The sequence below is a fragment of the Microvirga sp. 2TAF3 genome, from assembly GCF_052114965.1.
Classification (GTDB): domain Bacteria; phylum Pseudomonadota; class Alphaproteobacteria; order Rhizobiales; family Beijerinckiaceae; genus Microvirga.
Genome location: NZ_JBFRFT010000001.1, coordinates 108,919 through 124,254, shown reverse-complemented (window position 1 = coordinate 124,254; position 15,336 = coordinate 108,919). Strand labels below are relative to the sequence as shown.

At 63.4% G+C, this 15,336-nt stretch carries 11 protein-coding genes; all 11 read right to left on the bottom strand.

The window, feature by feature from the left end; all coding sequences use genetic code 11:
* The 11 genes from AB4Y97_RS00540 to AB4Y97_RS00490 all read right to left on the bottom strand — a co-directional run bounded on the left by AB4Y97_RS00540 (position 1) and on the right by AB4Y97_RS00490 (position 15,256).
* On the bottom strand, positions 1-912 hold the full coding sequence (locus AB4Y97_RS00540) for an ABC transporter permease subunit (protein WP_441997038.1): 912 nt from the start codon (positions 910-912) through the stop codon (positions 1-3).
* Positions 909-1,919 (bottom strand): ABC transporter permease subunit, encoded by a 1,011-nt coding sequence (locus AB4Y97_RS00535; RefSeq protein WP_441997037.1) that lies wholly within the window; start codon positions 1,917-1,919, stop codon positions 909-911. The genes AB4Y97_RS00540 and AB4Y97_RS00535 overlap by 4 nt, the downstream gene beginning before the upstream one ends.
* Before the next feature lie 63 nt (positions 1,920-1,982).
* Positions 1,983-3,581 (bottom strand): ABC transporter substrate-binding protein, encoded by a 1,599-nt coding sequence (locus AB4Y97_RS00530; protein ID WP_441997036.1) that lies wholly within the window; start codon positions 3,579-3,581, stop codon positions 1,983-1,985.
* A gap of 423 nt (positions 3,582-4,004) precedes the next feature.
* Positions 4,005-5,933, bottom strand: coding sequence for a response regulator (locus AB4Y97_RS00525; RefSeq protein WP_441997035.1), 1,929 nt, complete (start codon positions 5,931-5,933; stop codon positions 4,005-4,007).
* Positions 5,930-7,669: a response regulator gene (locus AB4Y97_RS00520; protein ID WP_441997034.1), complete on the bottom strand. Its 1,740-nt coding sequence runs from the start codon at positions 7,667-7,669 to the stop codon at positions 5,930-5,932. The genes AB4Y97_RS00525 and AB4Y97_RS00520 overlap by 4 nt, the downstream gene beginning before the upstream one ends.
* A complete protein-coding gene (gene cheB / locus AB4Y97_RS00515; protein ID WP_441997033.1) occupies positions 7,666-8,739 on the bottom strand; it encodes a chemotaxis-specific protein-glutamate methyltransferase CheB in 1,074 nt (357 codons plus the stop codon). Before cheB ends, AB4Y97_RS00520 begins: the two co-directional genes overlap by 4 nt.
* A complete protein-coding gene (locus AB4Y97_RS00510) occupies positions 8,736-11,000 on the bottom strand; it encodes a hybrid sensor histidine kinase/response regulator (RefSeq protein ID WP_441997032.1) in 2,265 nt (754 codons plus the stop codon). The genes cheB and AB4Y97_RS00510 overlap by 4 nt, the downstream gene beginning before the upstream one ends.
* A 25-nt stretch (positions 11,001-11,025) precedes the next feature.
* Positions 11,026-12,702, bottom strand: a complete 1,677-nt coding sequence (locus tag AB4Y97_RS00505; RefSeq protein ID WP_441997031.1) for a methyl-accepting chemotaxis protein — start codon at positions 12,700-12,702, stop codon at positions 11,026-11,028.
* A gap of 1 nt (position 12,703) precedes the next feature.
* Positions 12,704-13,300 carry a chemotaxis protein CheW gene (locus AB4Y97_RS00500; RefSeq protein WP_441997030.1) on the bottom strand — a complete coding sequence of 199 codons (597 nt, stop codon included), beginning with the start codon at positions 13,298-13,300 and terminating at the stop codon, positions 12,704-12,706.
* A gap of 1 nt (position 13,301) precedes the next feature.
* Positions 13,302-14,750 (bottom strand): CheR family methyltransferase, encoded by a 1,449-nt coding sequence (locus AB4Y97_RS00495; protein ID WP_441997029.1) that lies wholly within the window; start codon positions 14,748-14,750, stop codon positions 13,302-13,304.
* On the bottom strand, positions 14,750-15,256 hold the full coding sequence (locus tag AB4Y97_RS00490; protein WP_441997028.1) for a chemotaxis protein CheW: 507 nt from the start codon (positions 15,254-15,256) through the stop codon (positions 14,750-14,752). The genes AB4Y97_RS00495 and AB4Y97_RS00490 overlap by 1 nt, the downstream gene beginning before the upstream one ends.
* Positions 15,257-15,336: the final 80 nt, after the last annotated feature.

The following is a 15,336-nucleotide window of genomic DNA, read 5'->3' as shown; positions in this document are numbered from 1 at the left end:
TCAGCGCTTCAGTTTTGGATCGAGGGCGTCGCGAAGACCGTCCCCGAGCAGATTAAAGGCAAGCACCGTGATGAGGATCGCAAGACCGGGAAAGGTCACGACCCACCAGGCACGGAGCACGAATTCGCGGGCATCCGCCAGCATCGTTCCCCATTCGGGCGAAGGCGGTTGTGCGCCAAGTCCGAGGAAGCCGAGGGCCGCCGCGTCGAGGATCGCCGTCGAGATGCCGAGCGAGGCCTGCACGATCAGAGGCGCGGTGCAGTTCGGCAGCACTTCCTTGAACATCAGACGCAAGGTCCCGGCGCCGCTCACGCGAGCCGCCGTGACGTAGTCCTTCGACGTTTCGGTGATCACAGCCGCGCGGGCAAGGCGCACGTAATGGGGCAGGATGACCAAAGCCACGGCAAGCATCGAGTTGGCGAGGCCGGGGCCGAGCACCGCCACGATGACGATGGCAAGGAGCAGGCTCGGCATCGTCAGGATGATATCCATCAGACGCATAATGAAGATCTCGGTCATGCCGCGCGCGAAGCCCGCGACAAGGCCGAGAACGGTACCCACAACAATCGAGATCGTGATCACGATCACGCCGATCATCAGCGACAGGCGCGAGCCGTAGATCAGACGCGAAAGCATGTCGCGGCCGATAGCGTCCGTGCCGAGCGGATAGGAGAGCAATCCGCCCTCCTGCCAGAACGGCGGCTTGAGGGCGATCGTGGTGTCGGTGAGATAGGGCGAGTGCGGCGCGATCACATCGGCCAGCAATGCGACAAGGGCGACGCCGACGATGACGAAGAGGCCGGCGACAGCGCCGCGATTGGCGCTGAAATAGCCCCAGAACTCGCGAAGCGGGTGAGGCGGCGTTGCCGTCGGCACGGCAACGGTGGGAGCTTCCATGGTTTCTGCAGTCATCGGTTATACCTGATGCGCGGATTGATGAGGCCATAGGTGAGATCGACAAGCAGGTTCACGCTCATCACGATCACGCCGACGAGAAGCAGGCCACCCTGCAGGACGGGATAGTCGCGGCGGAAGATCGCTTCGATCAGCCACTTGCCGATACCGGGCCAGGAGAAGATCGTCTCGGTCAGGATCGCGCCAGTAAAGAGAACGCCGACCTGCAGGCCGATGACGGTGACGACGGGGATCAAGGCGTTGCGCAAGGCATGCAGGGAAATCACGCGGAAACGTGACAGGCCCTTCGCCTTGGCGGTGCGGATATAATCCTCGCCCAAGACTTCGAGCATCGCCGAGCGGGTCATGCGCGCGATGACGGCAAGCGGCACAGTGCCGAGCACGATGGTTGGCAGAATGAGATGCCCGAGCGCCGACAGGAACGCGCCTTCATCGTCGGAGAACAGGGAATCGATCAACAGAAAGCCTGTGACCGGCTCGATGTAATAGAGCACGTCGATGCGGCCCGAGACCGGCGTCCAGCCGAGCTGAACGGAAAACAGCAGGATGAGGATGAGGCCCCACCAGAAGATCGGCATGGAATAGCCGGTCAGCGAGATGCCCATGACCCCATGATCGAAGATCGAATTTCGTCTGACCGCCGCCAGGATGCCGGCCGGAATGCCGAGCAGAAGCGCAAAGAGGATTGCGCAGACCGCCAGTTCGACCGTCGCGGGGAAGAGCGTCTGGAACTCGTCGAGCACGGATTCCCGCGTGACGATGGACTTGCCGAGGTCGCCGTGCAGAACGCGCTCGATATAGTAGCCGTATTGCACGATCAGCGGCCGGTCGAGCCCGAAGTCTTTCTTGAGCTGCTCGTGGCGCGCGGCATCGATGCCGCGTTCGCCCGCCATGGTCTCGATCGGGTCGCCGGGCACGAGGCGGATGAGGAAGAAAGCCAGCAGCGTGATCCCGATGAAGGTCGGGATGATGAGGCTGACGCGTGTGAGGATGAATCGGAGCATGTCTCAAATGGAAAAAAGGCGGAGCGGCGTGAAGCCGCTCCGCCGGAGGCCAATGTGAAAGCCTTACTTGCCTTTGATATCCACGCCGTAGAAGGTGTGGCGACCGAAGGGCGAGAGCTTGAAGTCGACCACTTCCTTGCGGACCGGCTTCAACTGCACGGCATGGGCGACGGTGAACCAGGGAGCCTGCTCCTTGAAGATCACCTGAGCCTGCTTGTAGAGCTCCGTGCGCTGGCCGATATCGGTCGTGACCTTCGCCTTCGTGACGAGATCGTCGAACGGCTTGTAGCAGAACTTCGCGACGTTCGAGCCGTTGCTCTGCGCCGAGGCGCAGCCGAGCAGGGTGTGCAGGAAGTTGTCCGGGTCGCCGTTGTCGCCGGTCCAACCCAACTGACCCATTCCATGCTCGCCCGCCTGCATACGCTTGCGGTACTCACCCCATTCATAGGACTTGATTTCGGCCTTCACGCCGATCTTGGCGAGGTCGGCCTGCATGAGCTCGGCGACGCGCTTGCCGTTCGGGTTGTACGGACGCTGTACGGGCATGGCCCACAGGTCGGTCTCGAAGCCGTTCGGATAGCCCGCTTCGGCCAGAAGCTTCTTGGCGGCTTCCGGATCGAACGGTTCGTCCTTGACGGCGTCGTTGTAGGACCACATGGACGGCGGGATCGGGTTCTTCGCCGGCACGCCGCTCGACAGGTACACCGCGTCGACGATGGCCTTCTTGTTCATGGCCATGTTGAGCGCCTTGCGGACGCGCACGTCGTCGAAGGGCTTCTTCGTGGTGTTGTAGGCGAGATAGCCGATGTTCAGGCCGGCCTGATCGAGGATCGTGACGTTCGGATCCTTCTTCATGGCGTCGAGATCTGCCGGGTTCGGGTACGGCATCACGTGGCATTCGCCCTTCTGAAGCTTCGCCCAGCGGACGGAGGCGTCCGGCGTGATCGCGAACACGAGGTCGTCGATCTTGGCCTTGCCGTTCCAGTAGTCGGGGAACGCCTTATAGCGGATGATCGCGTCCTTCTGGTACTGGACCAGGGAGAACGGGCCCGTGCCGATCGGCTCTTGGTCGATCTTTTCCGGGGTGCCTGCCTTCAGCATCGCGTCGGCGTATTCCTTCGACTGGACGCTGGCAAACATCATGGCCAGGTCGGCGAGGAACGGCGCTTCCGGCTGGTTCAGGGTGATCTTGACGGTGGAATCGTCAACCTTCTCCACCGACTTGATCAGCTTGGGCATGCCCATGTCGTCGAAATAGGAGTGGTTCGGGCTCGTGACCTTGAAGTAGGGGTTGTCCTGCTTCCACTGACGCTCGAGCATGAACACGACGTCGTCGGCGTTCATGTTGCGGGTCGGCTTGAAGTTCTTGTTGGAGTGCCACTTCACACCCTTGCGGAGGTGGAAGGTATAGACCGTGCCGTCGGGCGAGACGTCCCACTTTTCCGCGAGGCCGGGAACGACTTTCGTGCCGCCGCGCTCGAACTCGACAATGCGGTTATAGATCTGCTCGCTGGCGTCGAATGACGTACCGGTGGTGTTGACGCCAGGGTAGAAGTTCTCCGGGCTGCCTTCGGAGCAATAGACGAGCGTTTTGGCCGACAGCGGCGCCGCTGCCAGGAATGCCGGAACGCAGACAGCTGCAAGAAGAGCTGATTTCTTCATTATGAAAGTCCTCTGAGACGGCTCTGGATTATGGCCGTTCCGCGACAGAGTTAATGTGCGAACATCGTTCAATGTCAATCGGTCCGTCTTCGGATCCGGAGAATTCGGAAAAAATATAGCATTTCATGCTTACCGGCACCGGGGCAGGCTGCTTGATGCTGTCAAATCTGCGCGACTTGAACGCGAAACTCCCGACCCTGCTCGCCGATGAAGTTCTGCGCATTCTCAGTAAAGGCAGGCGCTGATTCTGCGAAATAAAATGGCTTTTTCAAAGACATAGAGCAATTTCACGAATTTCCATTCATATTTCCATTCATAAGGAATGCTTCAGCCTTGCAGGGATTTTTCGGGACGAATGGGAAGCCGGAGCGCCGCTGGCCGCTGCCATTCGCCTTACTTTCCTGAGGCGAAACCCGATGAACCTTACCGCGGGCTGGGATTGCCGATTCTGGTCCGGGCGGTTTCACGCGCCACCTCGGTCACCTTGGCCGCCAGTTCGCTGCGGCCGAAAGGCTTCTGCAACATAGGATAACCTTCCGGCATCCTTTCCGGATCGGCATACCCGGTCACGAGCAGGACGCCGAGATCGGGCCGGTGCCGCCTGGCCTGAATAGCGAGGTCCAGGCCGGTTATCCCCGGCATGGCGAAATCGGCGATCAGAAGATCGATCTGATCGTCGGCCTTGAGGATATCGATACCGGCCGCCCCGTCGGAGGCTTCGACGACCCGGTGGCCCATCTCGCTCAGATAGGCGGCGGTCACGGCCCTGACTTCCGCGTCGTCATCCACAAGCAGAACGCGTACCTTGGGAGCGGACGGCATCGCCGCCGCCTCCTTGGGAGGCGCATCGTGCCGGCCCGCGGCGGTGCGGGACAGATAGAGCTCGACGACCGTGCCCACGCCGACCGTGCTGTCGATGGTGACGGTGCCGCCCGATTGCTGCGCGAGGCCGTAGACCATGGGCAGGCCGAGGCCGGTGCCCTTGCCCACTTCCTTGGTGGTGAAGAAGGGCTCGAGCACCCGGTTCAGGACGTCCGGCGGAATCCCCGCGCCCGTATCGGCCACGGAGATCACCACGTAGTCGCCCCCGGTCATATCTGCGATTTCTCCTTCCGACACGGTCTGGTTTCGCGTTGAAAGGGTCAGCACCCCGTTTTCCGGCATCGCGTCGCGGGCATTGATGCAGAGGTTCAGCACCGCCAGTTCGAGCTGGTCCGGGTCGACCATGGCCATCCAGAGGCCCTCGGAGAGGCTCTTCTCGATCCTGATGACGCCGCCGAGGGTGCGCATGAGCAGATCATTCATGTCCGCGATGACATGGTTGACGTCGACGGCCTGCAATCGAAGATCCCGCTGCCGGCTGAAGCTGAGGAGCCTCTGAGTCAGGGAAGCGCCCCGCTCGGCGGCATAAGTGGCGTTCTGCAGAAGCCTGTTCAGGCGCGGATCGTCCGGGGCGCGGCGCGAGGCGAGGTCGAGGCTGCCGAGAACCGCCATCAGAAGATTGTTGAAGTCGTGCGCCACGCCTCCCGCAAGGGTACCGAGCGCCTGCATCTTGTCGGCCTGCCGTAGGCGCATCTCCATCACCTTGCGCTCGGTGATATCGCGCTCGATGGTGGCGAGGTTCGTGACGGTACCGGCTTCATCGAGGATCGGAATATGGCTGATGAAGAACCATTGCGTCACGCCGTCCGGACCGTGCCGCTCCTCGATGCGTTCACCAAGGCTTCGCGCCGTGATGGCCTGATATTCCATCTGTTCGATCACGGCGGCCTGCTCGGGGCCGACGAGCTCGCTTTCCCTGCGGCCCAAACACGCCCCGATGCTGAGACCGAGGCTTTTCGCCTTGCTGGTGTTCAACCGCACGAACCGGCCTTCTGGATCCTTGAACGAGATCCGGTCGCCCATGTTTTCCATGAGGCCGCGGAGCAACGCGCGTTCGGTGTCGAGCTCGCGGGCGAGCCTAAAACGCTCATAAGCCGAGGCGACCATGCTGGTGAGAGCCGCCGGATCCCAGGGCTTGGGCACATAGGCCATGATCCGGCCTCTGTTCACCGCCCCGATCACGGCCTTCAGATCCGCATAGCCGGTAAGGAGGATCGCCTCCGCATGGCTGCGGGTCCTGGCTTTGGCAAGGAACTCGTCGCCCTGCATCTCCGGCATGCGCTGGTCGGAGATAATGATCGCGATATCAGGTTCGCGGTCGAGGATGACGAGCGCCTGGAGGGGCGATGACGTGGTGATCACCCGATAATCATTCTCGAACAGGTCCTCGATGGCGACCAGAATATCCGGCTCGTCGTCGACGACCAGGATCGTGCCAGGCTTGGGATTGGTGTCGTTCGACGCGATCATTCAACTTTCCGCCTTGGGATCGTAACGGCGAAGCTGGCGCCGCCTAACGGGCCTGTATCCACCGTGATCGTTCCCTCGTGGGCCTGGACGACGCTATAAGCGATGGCAAGACCGAGTCCAGTTCCTGCGCCGACCGGCTTGGTCGTAAAAAAAGGCTCGAAGATGCGCTCCCGCAGGTCCTGCGGGATGCCCGGTCCCGTATCGCTGATCTGGATGGTATAGGTTGTCTCGTCGCTTGAGGTTTCAATATCGATCGCGCCGGTTCCCGGAATTGCATCGGCCGCGTTGCCGATGATGTTCATGACAACCTGGTTCAGCAGGGCCGGAGAGCAATAAAGGTCGGGAACGCCACCATAGTGGCGGCGGACATCGATGCGCGTGCCCAGTTTGTACCCCAGAAGAGCCAGCACCGTCTCGATCGATTCGCGTACATTGACGGTCTGAAATCCGCCCTCGTCCAGGCGGGAGAAGCGCCGCAGGTTCAGGACGAGTTCCTGAATCCGCCCAAGCCCAAGTTTCATGGCGCCTATGCGTTCGAGGGATTTTGCAACGGGACGTTCGAGCCCTAATCCGGCGGGAATCTTCCCCGAAATGTCCGTCAGCAGGCGTTCGACCGTGCCCTGATGCGCCAGGATGAAGGCGAGAGGGTTGTTGATTTCATGGGCGATGCCCGCGACCAGCTCGCCGAGGGAGGCCATTTTGGCCGCCTGGACGAGTTTGGCCTGGGTGTCCTTGAGGCGATGATTGGCCTGTTCGAGTTCGGAATTGGCCTTGGCCAAGGCTTCGGCGAGAGACGCGCGGGCCTCCGCCGCGGCGGCCTCTGCCCGTACCCGCTCAAGCGCGAGTTCGCGCTCGCGCAGTTCGGCCTCGATGCGCCAGTTCTCGTCCTGCAGAAGCTTGCGGCGGACGAGGGCGCGGATGCGGACCCGCATGACATCAGGCTCTGCAGTGCCCGGCACGACGTCGTCCGCCCCGGCTGCGAAGGTGCGCGCCAGCACGTCCCCGCCATCCTCGTTGCCCAGGCCGACGATGTAGAAGCTCGGAAGCTCCGTCCCAGGCGTGGGCGCGAGGCTGCGATAGGCGTTCAATTGGCGGCACAGCTCGATGCCGTCGAAGCTCGGACTCAAGACGTTGACGAGGATGCAATCCCACGAGGTCCCTGGCGCGCCGACAAGCCTGAGAGCTTCGGCCGGCTCCGCTTCCGGGGTCACCTCATAGCCCTCACGGGACAGGAGGTCCTGGAGATAGGTCCGGCGGGTCAGGCTGTCGTCGACGACGATGATGCGGGCCCGGCGGAAGGCACTGAAGCTCGGCGCCTCGCGGCCCTCCTTCACTTCGGGGGCGGCCTGCCGGCGAAGCAGGGCCTTGATCCGGAGGATGATCAGATCCTGTTCGGCGGATTTGGAGATATAGGCGTCCGCGCCGCTCTCCAGCCCCTGCCGTTCGACGGCGCGCTCCCGCGCTTCCGTCAGCATGATCACCGGAATGGCGCGGGTGCGCACATTCAGGCGCATCTGGCGCGAAAGCTCGTCGCCGTTCATGCCCGGCAGATGGTAATCGGCGATGACGAGATCCGGCAGCCCTGCATTCAGGCTGTCGAGGGCCGCCTCCGCCGTCGCCTGCCAATCGACGTCGAAACCGTTGGTTTCCAGCACATACCTAAGCTGGAGCGCCTGGGTTTCGGAATCCTCGACCAGGAGGATGCGGGTCGCCTGGCTCGCGGGGGCGATGCTCATTCACCATCTCCCTTCGCCAGACGCAGGAGGCGCGGCGCAATGAGATCGAGAGGCAGACTGACGCGGGCTCCCCCCATGCGGATGGCGGCGGCCGGCATGCCATAGACGACGGCGGTGCTTTCATCCTCGGCGATGGTGTAGCCGCCTGCCTGGCGCAATTCGGCGAGACCTATGGCCCCATCCTCCCCCATCCCGGTCAGGATGACGCCGAGTCCTTTCGGTCCTGCGGCCTTGGCCATGGATTCGAACATCAGGGTTGCGGAAGGCCGCTGGCTGCTTAAGGGAGGCGCGGCGCTGAGGCGCAACGCTCCCGTCGGAGACAGAAGCAGGTGACGGTCGCCCGGCGCCACGTAGACCTTGCCAGCGACCGGGATTTCCTGGTCCTGCGCCAGCCGGACCTCGAGCGGCATCAAACCATCCAGCCATGATGCGAAACCCTCCATGAAGGGTGCCCCCATATGCTGCACGAGAAGGATAGGGATGGGAAAGTCTGCGGGAAAGGCGCCCAGGATTTTGGCGAGCGCGGGAGGCCCGCCGGTGGATGCCGCAATGCCTAAGATCGTCGGCCGCGCGGTACCGGTCGCCTCCTCCCGCCGCAGCGATGTTTCGGGGGCCTGGGTCCGCCATGCGAAGGAGCGCTGCCGGACCACGGGCACCTGGCTCATGATGTAGAGCTGCGTGCAGATCGTCTCCGCGATGCCGTCATAACCCGCGCTCGTGACGCCGACAGGTTTTTCCACGACGGAGAGCGCACCGGCTCGCAATGCGTTCATGGAAATCCGGAGCGCCGAGTCCTCGATGCTGCCCGCGATCACCACGATGGGGGTCGGGTGCTCCGACATGATCCGGCGCGTCGCCTCAAGCCCGTCCATGCCGGGGAGGCGAATGTCCATGGAGATCACATCGGGCTGGACGCGGCCGATTTCCTGCAGCGCCTCCTCCGCCGAACCGACGGCGGCGGCCAGGATCAGGCGCGGATCACGGGCGATGATGTGGGCGAGGAGCTGGCGGACCACCAGGGAATCCTCCACGACCATCACGCGGACGCGCGATTGCGGCGAGGACCTCATAACAATTGTCCGATCGTTGCCAGAAGCTCGCGCTGGTCGAACTTCTGCTTGGTGATATAGGCGCTCGCGCCGAGATCGAGGCCCCGGCGCACGTCGGCGGGGTCCGCGCGGGACGTCATCAGGATCACGGGCGTTGCCGCGAGCCGAGGATCGGTCTTGATCGCCTGCAGGAGACCGAAACCGTCCATGCGCGGCATCTCCACATCGGCGATGACGAGATCGACCATCGCCTCGCCCGAGCGCAGCACGTTGAGCGCGTCGATGCCGTCGACGCTGAGCAGGACACGGTAGCCCTGCGCTTCGAGAATACTCTTCTCGAGGGTGCGGGTGGTGATGGAATCGTCCACGACGAGAACGGTCGCACCCTGCTGCTCCGCAGCCAGCCCCCACTCTGCAAGGCCCAAGCCTCCGGCTGCAAGGCGGCTCTCGTTCCTGACCCAATGTTCGACCAAGAGTTCGGGGCTCAGCACAAGCGCGGGCATCTCGTCCTCGAGAAGAACCGTGCCGGAAACCATATCGCCCAAGCCGATGGCCTGAATCTCATTGACCAGCATCGTCCGGACATCGTGAAAGGCATTGACGGCCAGGGCACAATAGCGGGCGCCGTGCCGGACGAGCACGGCTTTCGCGTTTCCAAGCTCGATTGGAATTTGTGCATTGGGCGATCCCGTGAGAGCTGCAAGAGCGATGACAGGAACAATAACGTCTTGCCCCCCGACCTCGATCCGGGCCGCCGGGCGGCCTTCCACGCTTTCCAGCGACTCGGCCCGCAATCGCAGGAGACGCGCGACCCCATGGGCCGGCAGCCCGAACATGCGTCCTTCCGCCTCGACCAGGAGAAGCGATTGGCGCGCGGCAGTGAACGGCACCGACAGCAGCACTTCCGTACCCCAGGGGTAATGGGGCCGCAGCAATACCGAGCCGTGCAGCTTGCGGGCCGCTTCCGCGACGACGGAGAGCCCCATGCCGCGGCCGGACAGGCGGTCGACCTCATCGGCCGTGGAGAAGCCTGGCGAGAAGACCAGCGGGAGCAGCTGGTCCATCATCGGCGGCAGGTCGCCCTCCCTCCGTGGCGGCAGCAGACCGCGTTCGATCGCCACCTGCTCGATCCGCCTGAGATCGGGCCCGCGCCCGTCGTCGCGGACGCTGACGGCCAGACGTCCGCCGCGCGAGGCAAGCTCCAGGGTGATCTCGGCTCGCTCCGGCTTTCCCCTGGCGGCCCGCTCGGCGGCGTCTTCCGCCCCATGGCTGACCGCATTGCGCAGGAGGTGCATGATCGGGTCCTTGAGGGCCTGGAGCACCTGCCGGTCGACCTGGATGTCGAGGCCGATGGTGCGCGCATGGACGTCACGGCCTTCCTCACGCGCGATCTCGCGCACCATGTGCCCGAAACGTCCGAACACCGTCTCGGCGGAGACAAGCGATACCCGCTCGATATTCTCCCGGACTTGCCGGGCCGCCTGCTCGGTGGCCCAGGCGGACTGCTTGTGGCTTCGCGACAGGGCCGACAATTTACGGAAAAGGCTTTTCAGGTCCTGATCGAAATCCCTCAGGCGAGGCGCGAAGACGCTTGCCGATCTCGCATTTCTGCCCGTAGCGGATTTCGGTGCGCCGGATGCCAGCGAGACGATCTGCGTGTGAAGCGTATCCCAGCTGCGCCTCAAGCCGCGCACGTCCAATTCGATCTGTCGGAGCGTTTCCGCCATGGCCTCATCCGCCTGCAATTCCGAAAGGAGCTGATGCATGGAGCTCGATAGCTCCTCCATCTGCTCGGCGGCGACCCGGAGATACGTGCCCGCCCCCACGTCCGGCGCATTGTCCGCCTTGGGCGCAGGCGTCTCCTGAACTGCTTCCATCTGCGGTACGGGAAGGGTCGGCGAGGACTTCGCATCCGACAATTGCCCGAGGACCTGCAGAGCCGCCTTTGGGGATGCGGTGCCCGCCGGCTTCGATATTTCAGCGACCAGGTCCTCGATGGTGTCGAGGCTCACGCGCACCGCTGCGATGGTCGGCGTATCCAGAGATCGCTCACCTTCCAGAACCTGGGAGAACAGGGCTTCGAGCTGGTGGGCGACCTCTTCGACATCGGGGAGATCCACCGCACGTGCGGCCCCTTTGAGGGAATGTGCCCGACGAAAGACATCCGCCATGTCGATGGCGCTGCCGCGATCGGCATTGTCGAGGGCGTTCCGGATCGCATGGAGATGCTCCCGGTGCTCCACGTCGAATGCTGCGAGCAGCTGTTTGCGGATATCCGTCACGAGGCTGGGTCCCGGCCCTTGCTGATCAAACGCGGTAGCGCTCGACGAGAGCGAGAAGCTGCTGCGACAGATCGGCGAGGTTAGCCGCCGCCATGTCGAGCTGGCGGGTGCCGGCCGCCGTCTGCTGGCTCGCCTGGCGGATGTTCTGAAGCGCGCCCATCACCTGCTCGATTCCGAGTTGCTGCTGGTTGGTGGAGGCGACGATCTGCTGGAAGGTCTGGACGCTTTCCTGAACGCGGTCAGAGATCTCGGTGATGGTCTGCTGCGTCGTATCCGTCCGCTCCTTTCCGGCGGTGACGCGCTTGACCGCTTCCTCCGTCAGCATGACCGAGGAGTTGATACCGCGCTGGATATCGCCGAGGATCGAGCGCACCTGCGCCGTCGCGTCCTTGGCCTGATCCGCGAGCACCTTCATCTCGGACGCGACGACCGCGAAACTGCGGCCGTTCTCGCCTGCGGCTGCGGCCTCGATGGCGGCGTTGAGCGCGAGCAGATGGGTGCGCTCCGAAATGTCGTTGACGGTGGAGATGATCTCGCCGACCGCCTGCGTCTTCTCGCTCAAGGCGACGATGTTCTCGGCCACGGCCTCCGCCTGCTCGCGGATAGCATCCATGGCGAGCGCCGTTTCGTCCACCGCCTGCAAGCCGGACATGCTGGTCTGAGCGGTCGCCTGCGCGGATGCGATGACCTCCTGCGCGCGCTTGCCGATCTGCGCACCCGCATGGGTGATCTCGTCGACGGTCGCCGCGGTTTCCTGCACGGCCGCGAGCTGCTCTTCCACGCTCGCGGCCTGCTCCTGGGTCGAGGCGCGGATCTCGGCCGCCGCCGCGTTCAGGTTCTCGGTCGCTTCGCGGCTCTGTTTCGCCAATTGCCGCAGGCCGTCGACCATCTCGTTCAGGGTTGCGCCGAGACGTCCGATCTCGTCCTTGCCCGCTGTTGCCGTCTGGCCTGCCAGATCGCCGCGCCCGACCCGCTCGACGAACTGCATGAAGGCGCTCAGCGGATTGGCGATCGAGGATCGCAGGGCATAGGTGATGAGAATGCTGAGAATGGCGACGGCCGCGAGCGCGAGGATGATCGAGGTCCTGCTCTGCTCGTAGACCTCGGCGACGCGGCGCTGTCCGATGGCGACGGCTTCCCCCAGAATGCCGCGGGTCTCGTTCAAGGTCCTGGTCCAGTTGGCCCGGCTGGCATTCAAGCTGGTTTGCGCCGCCAGAACGGTGGGCAGATCGTTGTTCTGAAACGCCGCGAACTGGCGCTCGGTCGAAGTTCTGATCTGGCGAAGTTCCGCATTGGCAGCGCTGAGAAGCTCGGCGATGCGACGCCAGGCATCCGCCCGTTCGCTCGAAACGGACTGGGTCCTGAAGCCGTTCACCGTGGCAATGGCCTGGGACAGGGATGCTTCCGTGGCGGCGGCCCGCTGGCCCCATTCGGACATCAGGTTCTCATAGGAACTCTGCTGTTGACCGAGCGAGCGCAGGAGAAAGCGCGACAGAGCTTCCTCCCGCAGTGCCCGCATCTCGTTCTGCTGGGAACCGGAGGCTTCCACCTGGCGCATGACCGACAGATCGCGCTCGACGATCGTCTCGGTGGTCTGACGGACATCGTCGAGCTGATTGATCGTGTAAATGCCAAGGCCGACCATCAGCGCGACAATGAAGGCGAAGCCGAGAAGAATGCGATTCGCAATCGAGATCGTCACGTTAAGCTCCGGAAACAGGTAGGGAAGACAGGAAAGGGCTGAGAAGGCGGTCGATATCCAGGAGAGATAGGATTCTTTCCTGGCCGACAACGCCGGACCGGATTTCGGCGTAGCCGATGACGGATTCCTTGCGAAATCCGCCTGATTCCTCGGTGGTGATGGGCGTGGCGGCAGCGACCCCATGAGCCCGGGCGACGCGAAGCGCGATTCGCATGGGATCGCGCCGAAGAAGAACGAGGTGCTGGCTGCCGTTTTCTGCTGCGGGGCCGATTCCGAGGGCCAGGCCCAGATCGATCACACTGATGAGATGGCCGCCGCGTCCGAAAAGGCCGACCAGGGCCGGCGGACCGTCCGGGATCGGCAGGCAGGCCCGAAAGGGCAGGACTTCCGCAACCGCTTCGATGGGAAGTCCATAGGTCTCGCGGCCCGCCTCGCAGATCAGCACCTGGACCGCTGCCACGGTAGCCGTCTCGCGGTTGCCCGACCGGGAGGCAAGGCGCTCGGTTCTGTCGTCGAGGATCAGACGGGCTCTCTCCTCGGCGGAGATGGTGCCGGCCCGATTGATCTCTCTCAGCTTGCGGCGCAGCGACTTCGCCATATCAACCCCTCACGTCGAATCGGGTTATGGCCTGCAGATGCGCGCGGACAAGGTTGCTCAGCTCCCGGGCGGTCAGTCCATCGGCTTCGTCGAGCACGGTTTCGCCCGGCATCGTGGCCGCAATGCGCGCCGCATTGGCCATGGACCGTCGCCCTGGTCCGTATCGCCCGTCCGCCAGAAGCAGAAGTCCGAGATGGTAATGAGCCATGGCAAAGCTCTTATCGAGATATATGCCCCTGCGAAAGGCTTTCTCCGCCTCGACAGGGTGTTTCATCGCCTGCGCGATGAGGCCTTGGTAAAAATGCAGGACGGGATTCAGTGGCTGCGCGAGAAGCGCTTTCCGGCACAGGGCGTCGGCGGCTTCGAACTGGCCCGCATCGGCCATGGCGCGGACCTCGGCCAGGAGAGAGTCCGGCCGTTCGGGAATCGGGACAGGGTGAGGCTCCGCCCGAGGCGGCGGGGCGGGGAGCGGCCTTCGTTGCCGTATTTCCGGGTTTGCAGGAGGAGGTGGCGGAATGATGGGCCAGGAAGGTGGCTCATACGTGGCTTTGCTCTCGAGAGCGGGTGCCGCGGCGGCCTCATGGCCCGACCCGCGCAGATAGGCGACGGTTCCGGGAAGGCTGATGACCTGCAGCATCGCTGCGAAGGCAGGATTGGGCTCCGCATGGCCGAGCAGCATCCAGCCTTCGTCGAGGAGGCTGTCGCGCAGGGCGCCGACGATCCTGACCACGGTATCGGGATGGAAATAGATCAGGACGTTGCGACAGAGGATGAGGTCGAATTCCGTGAACTGAAGCGGCGAGGTTCCGTCGAGAAGGCTCAAAAGATTATGCCGCTCGAACCGGACCAGTGACCGGTATTCCGGCCGTAGCTGCCATTGGTCCTTTTCCGGTCCCGATACGAAATAGGAAGCCCTGTCCTCAGGCGAGAGGGAGCGCAGCGCCCATTTGCCGAAGCGTGCCTTGCGCGCGGTGTCCAGGAACGTCTCGTTGATGTCGGTGCCGACGATGCCGACGCGCCAATTTTCCAGATCGTCTCCGAGCAGCCCGCTGAGCAGGATGGCGATGGAATAGGGCTCGGCACCCGTGGCGCAGCCCGCACTCCAGATGCGCAGACGCTTCTCGGCGCGTTTGCGTGCGATGATGTCCGGCAGGATCCTTTCGCGCAAGGCGGTGAACTGCTCAGCATAACGGAAGAAGAAGGTTTCGCCGATAGTGATGTCTGCTTCGAGACGGCTCCACTCGGCAGGGCCGAGGGCTGGATCGTTCAGGCGTTCCAGATATTGCGTGCAGTCGCGAGCGCCTGTCGCGCGCAGGCGCTTGCGCACACGTTCCCAGAGCAGGTCGTCCTTGTCCTGATAATAGAAATGGCCCGTGCGTGCGATGACGAGGCTCTTTAACCGTGGAAAGCCTGCATCGAGTCCGAAATGAGGAACGGGCTTTTCGGCCATCAGGCCGTAACCGCCCACTCGCTCAGACGGTTCTGCGCCTGGCGTCCCAGTTCGGCGAGTGCCTGCTGCTCCTCGGCGAAGAGAATGCGTTCGAGGGACAGAAGATGAACGAGCCCGCCATCGAGATCGATTTCCGCCTCGACGCAGCCGTTCAACGTACCCTGCTCCGTTACCGGCGAGAGTTGTGATGGGCTCACCTCGGCAAGATCCTGAACCCGGTCGACGAGAAACGCCGTGGGATTCGTGCCGGTCAGGCCCTCGATCAGGATGAGGTGCCGGTAGAGGTCGGCTTCGGGTAAGGTCTCGCCCTGTTCGAGGCCGAAAAGTCTGTCGAGCCGAACGACGGGGATGGCCGCGCCGCCAAGATTGAAGAATCCCGCAACCGGCTGCGGCGTACCGGGCGGCCGCCACAGGCGCGGCAGCGGCAGAAGTTCCCGCACCGCATTCCGGCGCAGTGCGCATTCTATCCCGCATACATCGAACACTATGATCTGCAGGCTTGCCATCGCTCACGTCTTGTCGAGATTTCAGTTGGGATACCCGATCATGCTCGAGCCCCTGCCGAACTGTATATTGGGCGGAAGGC